At 57.9% G+C, this 14,344-nt stretch carries 12 protein-coding genes and 1 tRNA gene; 5 read left to right on the top strand and 8 right to left on the bottom strand.

Annotation, left to right across the window (positions count from 1 at the left end; all coding sequences use genetic code 11):
• Positions 1-121: 121 nt before the first annotated feature.
• Positions 122-196 (bottom strand) — tRNA-Asn (locus tag IBX59_RS10805).
• A gap of 60 nt (positions 197-256) precedes the next feature.
• The gene (locus tag IBX59_RS10800) at positions 257-1,183 is read right to left on the bottom strand and encodes an MBL fold metallo-hydrolase (protein WP_296375351.1); all 927 of its coding nucleotides are present in this window, start codon (positions 1,181-1,183) and stop codon (positions 257-259) included.
• A 53-nt stretch (positions 1,184-1,236) separates the two neighbouring features.
• Between IBX59_RS10800 and IBX59_RS10795 the strand changes: the two genes are divergently transcribed.
• Positions 1,237-2,553 carry an ATP-binding protein gene (locus tag IBX59_RS10795; RefSeq protein WP_296375350.1) on the top strand — a complete coding sequence of 439 codons (1,317 nt, stop codon included), beginning with the start codon at positions 1,237-1,239 and terminating at the stop codon, positions 2,551-2,553.
• 37 nt (positions 2,554-2,590) lie between these two features.
• On the opposite strand, the gene IBX59_RS10790 is transcribed toward IBX59_RS10795, so the two are convergent.
• The 5 genes from IBX59_RS10790 to gabT form a co-directional block, all read right to left on the bottom strand.
• Positions 2,591-3,562: a C45 family autoproteolytic acyltransferase/hydolase gene (locus IBX59_RS10790; RefSeq protein WP_296375349.1), complete on the bottom strand. Its 972-nt coding sequence runs from the start codon at positions 3,560-3,562 to the stop codon at positions 2,591-2,593.
• A 9-nt stretch (positions 3,563-3,571) separates the two neighbouring features.
• Positions 3,572-5,029 carry a biotin carboxylase gene (locus IBX59_RS10785; RefSeq protein WP_296375348.1) on the bottom strand — a complete coding sequence of 486 codons (1,458 nt, stop codon included), beginning with the start codon at positions 5,027-5,029 and terminating at the stop codon, positions 3,572-3,574.
• Positions 5,030-5,044: 15 nt separating this feature from the next.
• Positions 5,045-7,783, bottom strand: a complete 2,739-nt coding sequence (locus IBX59_RS10780) for an aminotransferase class I/II-fold pyridoxal phosphate-dependent enzyme (RefSeq protein ID WP_296375347.1) — start codon at positions 7,781-7,783, stop codon at positions 5,045-5,047.
• Positions 7,784-7,852: 69 nt separating this feature from the next.
• On the bottom strand, positions 7,853-8,824 hold the full coding sequence (locus IBX59_RS10775) for a carbon-nitrogen hydrolase family protein (protein WP_296375346.1): 972 nt from the start codon (positions 8,822-8,824) through the stop codon (positions 7,853-7,855).
• Positions 8,825-9,009: 185 nt separating this feature from the next.
• Positions 9,010-10,395 (bottom strand): 4-aminobutyrate--2-oxoglutarate transaminase, encoded by a 1,386-nt coding sequence (gene gabT, locus IBX59_RS10770; protein WP_296375345.1) that lies wholly within the window; start codon positions 10,393-10,395, stop codon positions 9,010-9,012.
• A gap of 226 nt (positions 10,396-10,621) precedes the next feature.
• On the opposite strand from gabT, the gene IBX59_RS10765 reads away from it, so the two are divergent.
• Complete coding sequence (locus IBX59_RS10765; RefSeq protein WP_296375344.1) at positions 10,622-11,176, top strand: cupin domain-containing protein; 555 nt, start codon at positions 10,622-10,624, stop codon at positions 11,174-11,176.
• On the opposite strand, the gene IBX59_RS10760 is transcribed toward IBX59_RS10765, so the two are convergent.
• Complete coding sequence (locus IBX59_RS10760; RefSeq protein ID WP_296375343.1) at positions 11,173-11,727, bottom strand: substrate-binding domain-containing protein; 555 nt, start codon at positions 11,725-11,727, stop codon at positions 11,173-11,175. The two genes, IBX59_RS10765 and IBX59_RS10760, sit on opposite strands and share 4 nt — an antisense overlap.
• A 54-nt stretch (positions 11,728-11,781) precedes the next feature.
• On the opposite strand from IBX59_RS10760, the gene IBX59_RS10755 reads away from it, so the two are divergent.
• The 3 genes from IBX59_RS10755 (at position 11,782) to IBX59_RS10745 (ending at position 14,057) form a co-directional block, all read left to right on the top strand.
• A complete protein-coding gene (locus IBX59_RS10755; RefSeq protein ID WP_296375340.1) occupies positions 11,782-12,297 on the top strand; it encodes a hypothetical protein in 516 nt (171 codons plus the stop codon).
• On the top strand, positions 12,200-12,913 hold the full coding sequence (locus IBX59_RS10750; RefSeq protein ID WP_296375352.1) for an extracellular solute-binding protein: 714 nt from the start codon (positions 12,200-12,202) through the stop codon (positions 12,911-12,913). Before IBX59_RS10755 ends, IBX59_RS10750 begins: the two co-directional genes overlap by 98 nt.
• 61 nt (positions 12,914-12,974) lie before the next feature.
• Entirely contained in the window at positions 12,975-14,057 is a 1,083-nt protein-coding gene (locus tag IBX59_RS10745) for a cellulase family glycosylhydrolase (protein ID WP_296375338.1), read from the top strand.
• Positions 14,058-14,344: the final 287 nt, after the last annotated feature.

The raw sequence follows: 14,344 nt of genomic DNA, 5'->3' as shown, positions 1-14,344 counted from the left end.
TGCACATGGCACATCGGACGGTTCTGTGCCCGGCACAGGCATGGGCTGCGATGCATCCATCCTTGATCTTACCCAGAAAGGAAAGAAGTATTGCGTAGCTATCTGATTTGATTTTGATTTTTGGCTCCGACGGTAGGGATCGAACCTACGACCAATTGATTAACAGTCAACTGCTCTACCGCTGAGCTACGTCGGAACACTGCAGGCCGTATAGCAATCTGATCCTACGACGTCCAGTGTCTTTTGAGCAGTTTTTTCATTCATTTTTTGTCGGCTTTTCTGTTTGTCGTAAGCTGAATGTCGCGTCTTTGTGCAGATGTGGATCGGCGTGGACCTGCCCGCGTTGGTGCAGTTCTATCAGATGGGCAAAAACATTACGTGCGGCCGCGCCAAGCAAGGCGGCGGGGGTGTCAACATAGACGCCTAAGGTCAGCCGCATCAGATCCTGCGGGTGCGCGGACAATGCGGCGATGATCTGTTTTTCGCGGTCGGTGCGATGCGCGATCAGCCAGTCAAGCCGCGCATGGGGGTTTGAAACGGGGGCGCCATGGCCGGGATAAAAGACGCGTGCATCCAATGCGCGTAATTTGCTGCACGAGCGCATGAAATCCCCTAAATCCCCGTCTGGCGGTGATACAAGCGAACTGGCCCACCCCATGACGTGATCACCTGTAAAAATGGCTTGGCCCCACCGGAAACACAGGTGATTGCCAATATGCCCCGGTGTATGGACGGCAGTCAGCGCCCAGTCCTGGCCCGTTACAACTGCACCATCGGCCAGTGTGGTGTCAGGGGTAAATTCATGGTCGATCCATTCACCGCCGCCGGTCAGGCCTTGCTGCGCCAAACTTTGCATGATCGCGCTGCGCCCGGCTTGGCTGTCACCAAAGGCACACACCGGCGCGCCAGTCAGCGCGGATAGACGCCGTGCAAGGGGGGAATGGTCAAGGTGACTGTGGGTCAGCAAGATGTGGCTGACCGCACGTCCGGCAATCGCCCTTAAGACTGCGGCAAGATGCACAGGATCATCCGGCCCGGGGTCGATCACGGCCAACCCATGATCGCCCAGCACATAGGTATTGGTGCCGGTATGGGTCATGGGTGATGCATTCGGGGCCACGACAACCGACAGCAAGGGCGCCAGAACCTGCGGTGTGCCAATCATTGGCGTGAAATCTGGCATTTCGGTCCCTTTCGATGCTTTTCGTTCTGCACCACTCTCGTTAGCGTAGCGGTATGATTTTTCGCTGGCTCAAGAACACCATGCCGCGCGGTCTTTATGGCCGGGCCGCGCTTATTCTGATCGTGCCGGTGCTTTTGTTACAGCTTTTGGTGTCGGTGGTTTTCATTCAGCGCCATTTTGACGGGGTAACGCGGCTGATGACAAGTGCCGTGAATATTGAATTGCGATTTCTTGTCGATACCGCCAACGCCGCCGCGACCGAGGCCGCCGCGCGTGCGGACCTGTTGGCATTGGGCGCGCCGCTGGAAATCAACACAACCTTGCCGGCCACGCCCGTTGCGGGCGATATCACCCCTTGGGTTGATCTGACCGGGCGCATGGTGATTGAAACCCTGCGTGATGGCATTGGTGATGTGGCCGCCGTGTCGCTGGAGGATCGAGGGCGGGTCGTTGTCTGGGTCGCAACCTTGCACGGACCACTGCAACTGGATTTCAGCAGGCGGCGCGTGTCCGCGTCAAACCCGCATCAGTTATTGGTGATCATGGTGGTGATGGGTGCGCTGATGACGGCGGTTGCCTATATTTTTCTGCGCAACCAATTGCGCCCGATCAAACGCATGGCAAAGGCAGCTGCCGATTACGGCAAAGGCCGGGTGACAGCATTCACGCCCACCGGTGCCATTGAGGTGCGCGCGGCGGGCATGGCATTTCTGGACATGCGCAACCGGCTGGAACGGCAAACGCAAAGCCGCACCATGATGCTGTCAGGGATCAGCCATGACCTGCGCACGCCGCTGACCCGGCTGCGATTGGGACTCTCTCTGCTGGATGATGCCGATGCGGCCCCACTTTTGGCGGATGTCGATGAAATGCAGCAACTGGTTGACACCTTTCTGGATTTCGCCCGCAGCGATGCCGGTGACAGCCTTGAACCGACGATCCCGCAAGATCTGGTGCGTGCTGTCGTGGCTGACGCCGAACGATCAGGCCAACCTGTGGTGGTTGGCGTCATTACAGGCCCGGCAGAGCCTGTTGCGCTGCGGCCGTTGGCCATCCGGCGGGCCCTGGACAACCTTGTCGGCAACGCCCTGCGTTATGCCAACCGGGCCGAAGTGGGGGTCAATGTGACCGATCGCGCCGTGCGTTTTACGGTCGAGGATGACGGCCCCGGCATTCCCGCCGCACAGCGCGAGGATGCGGTGAACCCCTTTGTCCGGCTGGACCCCGCGCGCAATCAGGACAAGGGCAGCGGTGTGGGGTTGGGCCTGTCCATCGTATCCGATATTGCGCGCACGCATGGCGGTGTGCTGCGGCTGGGGGACAGTGAAAAACTGGGTGGGCTCAAGGCCGAATTGGTGCTGGCGCGCTAGGGCCGTGCCAATCAAAGAGGCCGATGCGGCATCCTGATCAGGCAGCGCCGGGAATTTGCACGTTGCGGTGGCTTTCATGAAACCGGTCAAATGACATGGGCCAGATCGTGCCCGGCCAGCGGATTTCCATCTGACCCAGACGGGGGCGGTAGACGGCTGTGTAAAGCGTGCCAAAACCCGCCTGGAACGCCGTGGAATATAGCGGCGGTTTCAGAAAGGCATTGATGAACTTTTCTTCGGGGTCGCGGTGCAGGGTCAACCGGTGCAGCAGGAAGCGTTCCCGTTCCACCGTCGCGGTTAACCGCGCATGGCTGACCCATTCGATGTTTTCCTGATGGTTGGTCGCAACAGCCGCATGGGTGATGACGGCGGGCCGGTCCGGTGACAGCATCGCCGTCAGATATCCGCGTTTTGCATCAAGAACCGTGACGTTATAGCTCATGTGGGTGGGGATGCGGGAAAGGACGGCCCCTGCCTCTGCGGCTGTGGTGCAAGTTTGCAGCACATAGCGCAGGATCAACGGCACCCCGAACCCCGTGCCCACGACACGCCTGCCACCAAAGGTCAGGGAAATGGCCAGCCCCGCGTCGTTCATGCCGTCCACCAGCCCCCATAGCCCGTCAGAAACACCCATCACCCCGCGCCCCTGCCAGTTTGTTTTCAGGATCAGGCTGTCAAAGGCGTGTGTAGTATAGTCATAATTGCGCACCAGCACGGGTTCGCGCCCCGGCCAGATCGCTTGTGAACACCCCGAAAGATAGGCCGGGGGCCCATAAAAGCTAAGGAAACGCGCCGCCCGGTCGCTGCCACCGGCAAGATCGCACAATTGGTCATAAAGCGGGATCATTTCGGGCATGTGATCTGTCAGGGCCTGCCGACAGACAGCATATGTGGGGCGCGCCCATTCGCCATCTTTCATCCACCAACGTTTGTACGCGGGCCAGTATTCGGCAAAAAGCCCCGCCCATTTCGGGCCGGGCTGATCTTCGCTGAGCGCGCGCCAATGCATCGCTGTTCCTTACATGATCTTGAACGCCGGGTCCGCCAACACGGGGTTGGCCTGTGCCACGGGCAATGGCTTGCCTGCGACCGACCGCTTGATCCCGTGGATCCACTTTTTTGCCCGTTCATTCAACTGGAAATTCTTGGTCATTGACCGGCCGCGGGTCACAAGAATGCCGATGTCGGCCCCTTCGTAACGGTAATCACCGGGGCCGAGGATGCGCAGAAAGAACGCTTCGTTTTCGCTTTCCACAGCGCGACGGTGATAGTCGAACCGGTCATAAACAACGCTGCCATCCTCGCGCATGCGATAGATGCCGGTTTCAGGGGCAGCCGTGCAAATATCGACGGTATCATCGGTATGTTTGATAACCATCTGCGACCAGCTGTCGATCATGCTGGGGTTGGCCCAACGCGCGTTCAATTCGTCCACGTCCAAATCGAATTTGCGCTTTGAAAATTCCAGCAGGTGAAACAGGAACAAGGGCGCATCCGCATGGGCAAAGGCCGCGTGGTTGGTCATCGACGACGCCCCCGTGATGCGCGGGTTCAATTCGCCCAGCCACAGATCGCCGGTTTTCTTGTCGATCAGGAAATCCAGTTCGAAATACCCGCGATAGCCTTCCTTGCGCAGTTGTTCGCCGAATTTAAACGTCAGGTCGCGTGCCTTTTGGCGGACCTTGGGCGGGAATGCAGTGGACAGAATTTCATTGCCGCACCAGCCGCCGCGATAGGGGGTCAGATCCTTGAACCCCACCAGTTCGGTCATCAACGGGCCGACGATCGTGCCTTCGCGGGTGGCGCAAGCCTCGATCGCGGAACCGCGGCAATCGATCCGTTTCATGATCTTGATCTCGCCTTCGCCGACGATTTCATGTTCGTGGCGGCGGAAATCTGATTCCGACTTGATAAAAAACGTGGTGTGGCCGCTGTCGCCAAAGGCGGATTGCAGCACCAGATCGTGCCCGATCCCGGCCTTTTCACAGGTCGCGCGCAGGTTGTCGTAAGATGTGACCTCTGCCAGAACGTTGGGCACCGATGGCACGCCTGCCTTGTTGCCAATGCGCACGGTTTCAATCTTGTTGTCCATTTGGGTGCGCAGCCGTGCCTTTGGGAACCAGACATCACCCCCCAATGCCTTGGCCAGACGTTCGGTTTCCGCATCGAACATCAAAAACACGAACTTGGGCTTGCCGCCGCGGCGTTTGATGAAATCAATGACTTCTTTATGTTGCAACAGGTAGTTGTTGATATCCTCGATGGACTGAAATTCCGCATGTGGTTGTTCAGAAGGGCAGAACACGTTGGGGTGCCGGCCATCGTAGCAATCAATATAGCAGATGAATTTGAAATTCTTGACCCATTCATCCAGCCCCAAAAGGTTGAAGTTTGTCGCCGAAACGAAATAGATCGGATCCTCATTGCGGTGAAAAAAGCGCCGTATTTCGGAAATATTTTTTAGAACAGTTACCATATTTTAATCCTTCTCTTACTTAGCAGCCATTTTGGGCAAAGCGCGCGGAACGCTGGCCAAGGCGTCGGCCGTAAACACCCGCAACCCCAGATCAGCGCGATAGCCGTGGATTTCGTTCACATCCAAGGCCCGCATGAACGCCAGAATTTCCCGACTGATCACCTGACCGGGCACCAGAATGGGGAAGCCGGGCGGGTAAGGAATGATGAAACTGGCTGAAACCAGTTCCTGACCGGCATCCATTGCCGCCTTCAACGACCCGTCCAGTTCCAGATAATCGCAATTTGCCGCGTCATAGGACAGGTAATAGGCCGTGCGAATATCGCCTTCGGAAGTCACGTCATCTGGCCGGAAGGCATCGTGAAACCGGCTGAAGTCGGGCAGGGGCGGGTAGTTTTCGGTCAGGTTTTTGACGCGTTTTTCAAACGCCAGCCGTTCCATTTTTGACGCGTCATCCAGCAGGTCGTCCAAATCATTGGCAATCTCGACCAGAACTTCGATAAGATAGGCGACAGATGACCGTGTGGTGCCGATATTCGTCATGAAAAGCACGGTGTTGCGCGATGTCTTGTTGATCTGGATGCCGTATTTATCCATCAGCACATCGGTCTTGAAGGTGTCGCCATCCCAGCCGGTGCCGCCGACGGCCAGCGTTACGCGTGTTGCGTCCAGCACGAAATCGTCCTGTTCCCAACAGTCCCACATGTCTGTCCAGCCCTGTTCGGTGTCGTAATAGCTGGTGACACCGCTTTGGCGGTATTCATTCGGGATCATGTCACCGGCAGTCAGAACCTTGAAATATTTGCGTAATTGCGGATGGCTGGTGATGGCGCGGCGCATCGACATTGCCGCCTCGATCTGGCGCTGGACAAATTCGAACCCTTCCAGTTCCACCTGACGGCGCCCCACATCAAGCGATGCAATGATCTGATAATTGGGCGAAGTTGAGGTGTGGGTCATATAGGCTTCGTGAAAGCTTTGTTCGACTTCGCCTTTGAAATCCTGATCGCTGACATGAATCATCGACCCCTGCCGCAGCGATGTCAGCGTCTTGTGGGTGGATTGCGTGGCATAAACCCGGATCCGTCCATGGGGCGGTGCAACCAGCCGGGTTTTCAGCCAGACATCATCGGGCGCATCCTGCAACTTTTTCTGTTGTTTCTTATAGGCATCGGCCTGTTCCTCGGTCTTGAGCCGCTTGCGCAGGTTGTTGGCACAGCGCATTGCCGTGCGTTGCCGATAGGTGGGGCTGAAACGGGCAAAGGCAAACCATGCCTCGTCCCACAAAAACACCAGATCGGGCTTGATCGCCAGACACTCCTCCATCACGCGGTCCACGTTGTAGACCAGACCGTCAAAGGTGCAGTTGGTCAGCAAAAGCATCCGCACCCGGTGCAGTTTGCCCGCCGCCCGCAGCTTGAGAAGCTGAAGTTTTATTTCGCGCAGTGGCACCGCGCCATACATCGAATATTCATTCAGCGGATAACTGTCGAGATACACAACCTCGGCCCCGGCCAGCACCAGCCCGTAGTGGTGCGATTTGTGGCAATCGCGGTCTACCAGAACAATATCCCCAGGTCTGACAAGAGCTTGCACGACAATCTTGTTGCAAGTGGATGTGCCGTTGGTGGCAAAGAATGTCTGCTTTGACCCGAACGCGCGGCTGGCCAGTTCCTGGGCTTCCTTGATCGGGCCGTGCGGTTCCAGCAGGCTGTCAAGCCCGCCCGACGTGGCTGATGTTTCCGCCAGAAAGATGTTGGGCCCGTAAAACGCACCCATATCCTGAATCCAGTGCGACCGCGTGATGGATTTACCCCGGCTGATCGGCATGGCATGAAATACGCCGGTCGGTTGTTTCGAATATTCAACCAATGCCGTAAAGAATGGTGTTTTGTTGCGCGCGGCAACACCCCGCAGGATGTTCAGATGCAATTCCAAGAAATCTTCCTGATTATAGAACACCCGGCGGCAAATCCCCAGATCCATGCCGGCGATATCCTCGACCGACCGTTCGGTGACCAGATAGGCATCCAGTTCAGGGCGCACGCGTTGCACAAGACGGCAAAGTTCGGGGCCGTAATCTTCGGGTGACATGTTGGCAAATATGTCAGGGGAACCCGCCCTATTAAGATATTTTGTCAGAATCTCGTTATCGAGCGTTGATTTGAGCACCAGACCGGGGCGGACCACGATGGCTTGGATATTGTGATTGAACAAAACCGCGATCAACGCGTCCTCCAGGCTGGGCACGACTACGGCTTCATAAATGAACGGATCTTCGGCGCGGCGCATGTTCAGCACATTGGATTTCAGCCACCGTTCCTGCGGATCGCTGACGTTATCGACGATCAACACCTCGAAATAAGGTTTTGTCAGTGCGCGCATTTCAAGGGATTGCAGCGCCTCGTCGTCATGTTCTTCCTGTTCGGTGTTTTCACGTTCAAGTGGAATATGGCGGCGGCGATAGGCACCTGTTGTCAGGGCGCGGGTCACGCGGTGTACTGAAAATGCAAGATCTTCATAACTGTTATGGTTCATCTGTCGGCGCAAATGGTCGAAGGCAGCCATGCCTGGAAAAGCCCAGTAAGGTTCAATCAGCGACAATGACTCGAACAAGTCTTCAGCACGCCCGCGCAGTTTTGCCGGGATCTTGCTTGGCGCCTCGCGGGCCAACGAGGCTGTGACTTCGCGCAGCGCGCTCCACCGGTCGGCGCGCAACTGGATGGCTGAGTAATAGTCGCTGACAGATTCCATACATTCTTCTCCCTGTATCGGATCAAGGCGCGGATCGCTGTGCAGGCGCGCACCTTCAGCGACCCGCGTTTATCCGCTTGACGTTTTTCCCGGGAACGGCACCGCACCAATTCCCACGACCGGTTGTTTCAAATCTTCTTCCAAAGCCAGATTCGCAGGCACATCCACATGCAAACCGGCGCGTGTGCCTTGTTGTGGAATTTCCAGCGGTCCCAACGCATGCAAAAAACTGTCTGTGCCGCTGGATCGGTCATAGACCGAAAAATCGACAGATCGATCACGGAAGCTTTTCAACACCTGACCCAGACCTTTCATGCCGGTTTCGCGCTGGCGGCGCACGACCGACAGGTCCACCTCGATCGGGAACATGTCCTCTTGGCCGGCGGATTGGTGCAGCACCGTCGCTGATGGATCAACGACACAAGACTTGCCAAGCCCCCCCGCACCCAGACCATTGACGGAAAAGACGTAACATTGAAATTGCGCGGCTGTTGCACGCGTGATCGCCAGTTCGGCATCACGGTCGGATGTGCCGGTCAACACCGGATGCAGCAGCACCTCGACCCCCTGGCTTGTCAACTGCCGGGTGGTTTCGGGAAACCATATATCATAGCAGATCGACAGGCCAAAACGGCCCACGTCCGGCACATCAAAAATGCAAAACTCTGCCCCTGCGGCAATCCCGGCTTCGTAAGGGCGGAACGGAAACATTTTGGCATAGCGGCGGATGATTTCACCTTCGGGGTTGATCACGACGGCTGTATTGTAAATCTGGCCATCTGGTGCCGTCAGAAACATTGAACCGGGGATCAGCCAGACCTTGTGGTGCCTTGCCGCCGCACAAAAACGATCAAGCGCTTCGTTTTGGGGGGGCAGGCTGAACCGATCGAGCGGCCCATAAGGGGCCAGTTCGCTGAACAACACCATCTGCGTCCATGGAAAACGCGCCATCAACACGTCAAGCCTGTGCATCATCCCGTCAATGTTGGGTTGCAGCGCATTGACATACATCTGCACGCCGGCAATCGCAAAAGGGGTCATGGTCTGCTTTCTCCAAAATAACCTAATCAGCCCGACACGCGGGCAAACTGGCGAACGTTTCTCAAGTGTGGCCTATCTGGGACAGTAACGCAAACGGGTTGCCTGTAGGCTGCACAGCCACCCGTCCGATACAAAAGAACCGCGCGGATCAACATCCGGCGGTTCCAATGATTTTTTCTGCTGAATTAACCGCGCAGTTCAACGATGGCCGCAGCCAGCGCGTCTTCAAAGATCGCCAGACCTTCGTCGATGATCTCGTCCGCTGCGGTTAGTGGCACCATGATGCGCAGCGCGTTGCCGTGCATCCCGCAAGGCAGCAGGATCAACCCGCGGTGCAGTGCATGTGCCACGACCGCTTTGGTCAGCGCAGCATCGGGGTTGGCGGTTTCGAAATCGGTGACAAATTCCACCGCGATCATCGCGCCAAGTCCGCGTATGTCCCACATCCGATAGGGGGCGACGCGCGCACCGATATCGGCAAACGCCGCACGGAAACGCGCCCCCAGCGCGGTTGAACGCGCTAAAAGGCCTTCGGTTTCAATGGCTTCGATGGCTGCCAAAGCCGCCGCACAGGCCACCGGGTTGCCACCATAGGTGCCGCCAAGACCGCCGGGAATGACGGCATCCATCACCTCGGCCCGGCCAATCACACCGGCGATGGGATAGCCGCCTGCCATGGATTTTGCCACGGTGATCAGGTCGGGCACGACGCCGGAATGTTCAATCGCAAACCATGTGCCGGTACGACCGAAACCGGCCTGAATTTCATCAGCGATCAACAAAATGCCGTGGTCATCACAGATCGTTCGCAGGGCCTGCATCATTTCGAACGGGACGGGGGTGTAACCGCCTTCGCCCAGCACGGGTTCGATGATGATGGCCGCAATTCGTTCGGGCTGCGCATCGGTCAAAAACAGGTTTTGCAGGCCGGTCAGCGCATCCTGCACGGTGATCCCGTCGCGCACCGATGGAAATGGCGCGCGAAAGATATCGGACGGGAAGGGGCCAACATCTTTTTTGTAAGGCGAAATCTTGCCGGTCATGCCCAGCGTCAGAAGTGTCCGGCCATGATAGCCGCCGGTAAAGGCAATCACACCGGGGCGGCCCGTGGCCGCGCGCGCGATTTTAACTGCGTTTTCAACAGCTTCCGCACCTGTCGTCACCAACAGCGATTTCTTGGCATGGTCGCCGGGGGCCAGCGCGTTCAGCTTTTCGGCCAGCGCGACATAGGGTTCATATGGCACAACCTGAAAACTGGTGTGGGTGTAGTGGTCTTCCTGCGCCTTGGCGGCGGCAATTACGGCGGGGTGGCGGTGGCCGGTGTTCAGCACGGCGATACCACCGGCAAAATCAATATACCGATTGCCTTCCACATCCCACAATTCGGCGTTTTCGGCCCGGTGCGCAAAGATCGGCGCGGCGGATGCCACACCGCGGGCCACGGCTGCCTCGCGCCGGGCAATCAGGCTCGCGTTGGTTTTTTTGACGGGCGCAAAATCGGGCACGACGGTCATCGTGTGCTTGCGCTTGGGCGCGGATTTGCGGGCAGTTTTTTTGTCGGTCTGAGCCATTGGCCGTGATCCTTGTGCGAAAGTGACAGAGCGCCTGCAAAGCAAATGGCGTTTAAAATCCTGATCACATGTTTAATGAAGCTGTCAACATGGATTTTCTGCTGCAAGATTAAGTTGATCCTGACGGCACGCCAGTGCAATTTGTGGCAAAGGCGTGCGGCCTGCGATAACGGTTCGCACAACGTTGAATTTGCACTGTTATTTCTTCCTATCAAAGGATCATCGGGTGGATATCGGCAAGAAACTGAAACAGGTGCGTAAGGCCAGGGGTTTGTCGCAACGTGAACTGGCGGCGCGTGCGGGGTTGACCAATGGCACAATATCCCTGATCGAACAGAACAAGACCAGCCCTTCCGTCGCATCGCTGAAAAGCCTGCTGGATGCGATACCGATGAGCATTGCGGAGTTTTTCACCACAATCGAGGAGTCGGGCAGCGCCAAATATTTTTACCGCGCCGATGAATTCACCGAAATTGCCCCATTGGGCGACGCGGGCGGGGTGTCGTTGCGCCAGTTGGGTAATGCAATGACGCACACGCTGCAATTGTTGGATGAAACCTATCCCAAGGGGGCGGACACAGGGCCGGAATTGCTGTGCCACGCAGGCGAGGAAGCCGGAATCGTGATTTCCGGCCAGATTGAAATTACCGTGGAAAATCAGGTGCGCGTGCTGGGCCCAGGCGAAGGGTATCTGTTTGACAGCCGCCTGCCGCACCGGTTCCGTAACCCCGGCGACGTGCCTTGCAAGGTGATCAGCGCCTGCACCCCACCCACGTTCTAGGCGTTTTTGATATGTGATTGCCGGACCACTGGCGGGCATTCCAGCCGCAACTGGCACGGTTCCGGTGGGCTGTCGGACAGCGGGGCACTGATGCACCAATGCCCCATTTCGCGGTGCGGCAGCAGCATCGTTGTCAGGGAAGGTGTCAGGTGTTGTGCGATTTCCTGGTCGTCATACCCCATGACAGCCATGGTTTTTCCAACTCGTTCGCCGCGTTCCTTCAGCGCCTCGTAACAACCGACCGCCATCAGGTCGTTGGCACAGAATATGGCATCGGGGCGCGTGGGGCCGTCAAGCAACCGCAAGGTGGCCGCGCGTCCGTCGCTGGGCAGAAAGTTACCCGGCATGATCAGGCCCGGGTCGACAGGAATACCCGCCGCGCGCAACGCCCGTTCATAGCCTTCAAGGCGCTGATCGGCTGCCTCCATCCAGCTTTCACCGGAAATAAAAGCGATCTTGCGGTGCCCCGTTTCAATCAACATACGTGTCGCGGTTTCGCCGCCGCGCCGTTCCGCAGGCACGGATCGCAGGCCAGCGACCATCTGCATCATAACAATGCAACAGCGCGGCGCGGTGTTTTGACAGCATGCCGGGCGGCGGCTGTCTTGCTTTTGCCCTTTCTCGCGACCTATGCGTTGTTTTTAATCTATCCTTTCTTTCGCGGCCTGTGGATTTCCCTGCATGACTGGAACCTGATGGCCGTGGCGTTCAACCCCGATGCCAAGGAATTTGTCGGCCTGCGCAATTGCGAACGGGCGATGTGGGGCAGGGGCATTACCTGGGCTGCGTTTATCAGCCCGACCTTGCAGGTGCTTGGCCTGTTGGGGATCGGGCTTACGATCTTCCTTCGCCGGATGGACCGTATTGGCAAGGTCACGGCGGTTGCACTTGGTATCGCTGCGGTTTTGCTGTTTGTCCTCCCCGGTTTTCCTCCCGGCGAAGGGGGGGGCGCTGGTATGACCGCCGGTTCTGCCCAGCAGCCCTGCGGAATTGCTGGAACACGCGCAGAAGGTCAAGGATGCCATCGGACAGGATTATCTGGCCGCGGATTTTGCGCAGTTTCCCATCGGGGTGCGGCTGGTGCTGGCGCTGATGTGGCAGCAGGATGCGAATATTTTTGACGGTGACACCGCCACCATCAACACCGAAGCCGCCCGCAACGCGGTGACCACCATCACGCGACTGTTTGATGCCGGGCTTGCAAACCCGCAACTGAACTATGCCGACAGCCAGCAGGCGTTCCTGAACGGTGAGGCCGCCGTGCTGGTCAACGGCACATGGGTGGTTGATTTCTATGACGCCGAAGCCGCCAAGGCGCAAACGGGGTTGAACACCTATTATGCCGCCGATTTCCCCACCTTGTTCGACACCGGCGCGACATGGGCCGACAGCCACATGTGGGCGATCCCAGCATCGCTGAAATCAGACCCTGACAGATACGTCGCAGCGCTCAGGGTGCTGGCCTTCTTCAACGACCACAATATCGACTGGGCACGGACCGGCCATATGGCCGTGCGTAAATCGGTGTTGGACAGCGACGCCTACGCCAGCCTGCCACACCGGTCTGAATACACCGCCACCGCAGCGATTGCGCGCGATACGCCGCCATCTGCTCGTTATGGCGCCATTCAGGATGTGCTGAACCGCGAGCTTCAGGCAATCTGGCTGACCGGCAAAGCGGTTGATGCGGCCCTGAACGATGCCGAACAGGACGTGCAGGATCTGTTGGACCGCTAAACGCAGCATCGCTCTGGCCGCTAGTTGCGGCCAGAGCATTTTGACAAAAGGAAATCTGATCGTGGATCGTTTTAGCGCCGATTGGGCAAACGCATGGTGGGCTGCGCAGGGGTGGATCTGCGGGTTCAACTTTTTGCCGTCTTCGGCGGTGAATTTTCTTGAGATGTGGCAGGCAGACACCTTTGACCGGGACACCATCGCGCGCGAATTGGGCTGGGCGGCAGCGCTGGGGTTCAACGCCCTGCGGGTCAACCTGCATTATCTGGTCTGGAAACACGACCGCGACGGCATGATGGACCGGCTGGAATGGCTGATTGCCACCGCTGACGGGCTGGGCCTGCGCATGGTGCCTTGTTTGTTTGACGATTGCGGCTTTGGTGGGTTTGAACCCGCCTATGGCCCGCAACCGGACCTGGTGCCGGGGGTGCATAACAGCCGTGCGGTGGCCAGCCCGGGGCGGGCCGCGTTGCTTGATCCCGGCACTTGGCCCGCGTTTGCAGCCTATCTGCGCGATGTGGTGCGCGCCTATCGCTGCGATAACCGGATTCTGTTCTGGGATTTGTATAACGAACCCGGTAATCGCATGGTGTTCACCGCCACCGGGGCGCAGACCTATGAACCCGACTTTTCACAAGCCAGCCACGACCTGATGCGCGCCGCTTTCGACTGGTGCCGTAATGAAAACCCTGATCAGCCCATCACAGTTGGCGCTTGGGTCACGCCGCCACCCGGATCTGACGACCCGCCATGTCAGAACGCGATCGACCGCGACGCGCTGGCGCTATCGGACATCGTGACCTTTCACGCTTATTGGGACAGCGCCCATGTGCAGCGGTTCATCGACCATCTGGCGGCATTGGGGCGGCCGATGCTCTGCACCGAATGGATGGCGCGGGCGGTGGGCAGCCGGATTGAAGACCAACTTGACCTGTTTCAATCGCGCAAAGTTGGGTGTTTTCAATGGGGGCTGGTCAAGGGCCGCACCCAGACGCATCTGCCATGGCCCGCCGATCTGGTGGCCGCCCATGGCGGGGCAGCGGATCGTTCTGTCTGGTTTCACGATCTGCTGGATGAAAAAGGCCAGCCTTATGACCCTGCCGAAACGGCCAGGTTGCGGCAGGCACTGGGCATCGCGCCGTCATAAGGCTTGGCGCTGATCAGGTTCGACATCGCAAAAAGCCAGTGCGCAGCGTCAGACCTGCCTGCTTCGGATCGCTTCTTTGTCTTGTTCATGATGTAAAACGTGGCGCTATCAACCCGACTGCGACGTCATCAATGCAAGTATCGTAAACCACAGGCCAAAGTCTTGTGCGCGCATCGCGCAATTACGTGGTGACATGACGGTCATTCCCGCTTTTGCGCAGCGGCGAACCCTGAAATCAGGGTTCTCTCTCGCGTGTGCAACCTGTTCCTGCATCACATGTTTGGGCG

This window comes from Yoonia sp. (assembly GCF_014859355.1).
Lineage (GTDB): Bacteria > Pseudomonadota > Alphaproteobacteria > Rhodobacterales > Rhodobacteraceae > Yoonia.
Note: the sequence above shows the minus strand (reverse complement) of the source record. Positions and strands in the feature narration are given on the sequence as shown.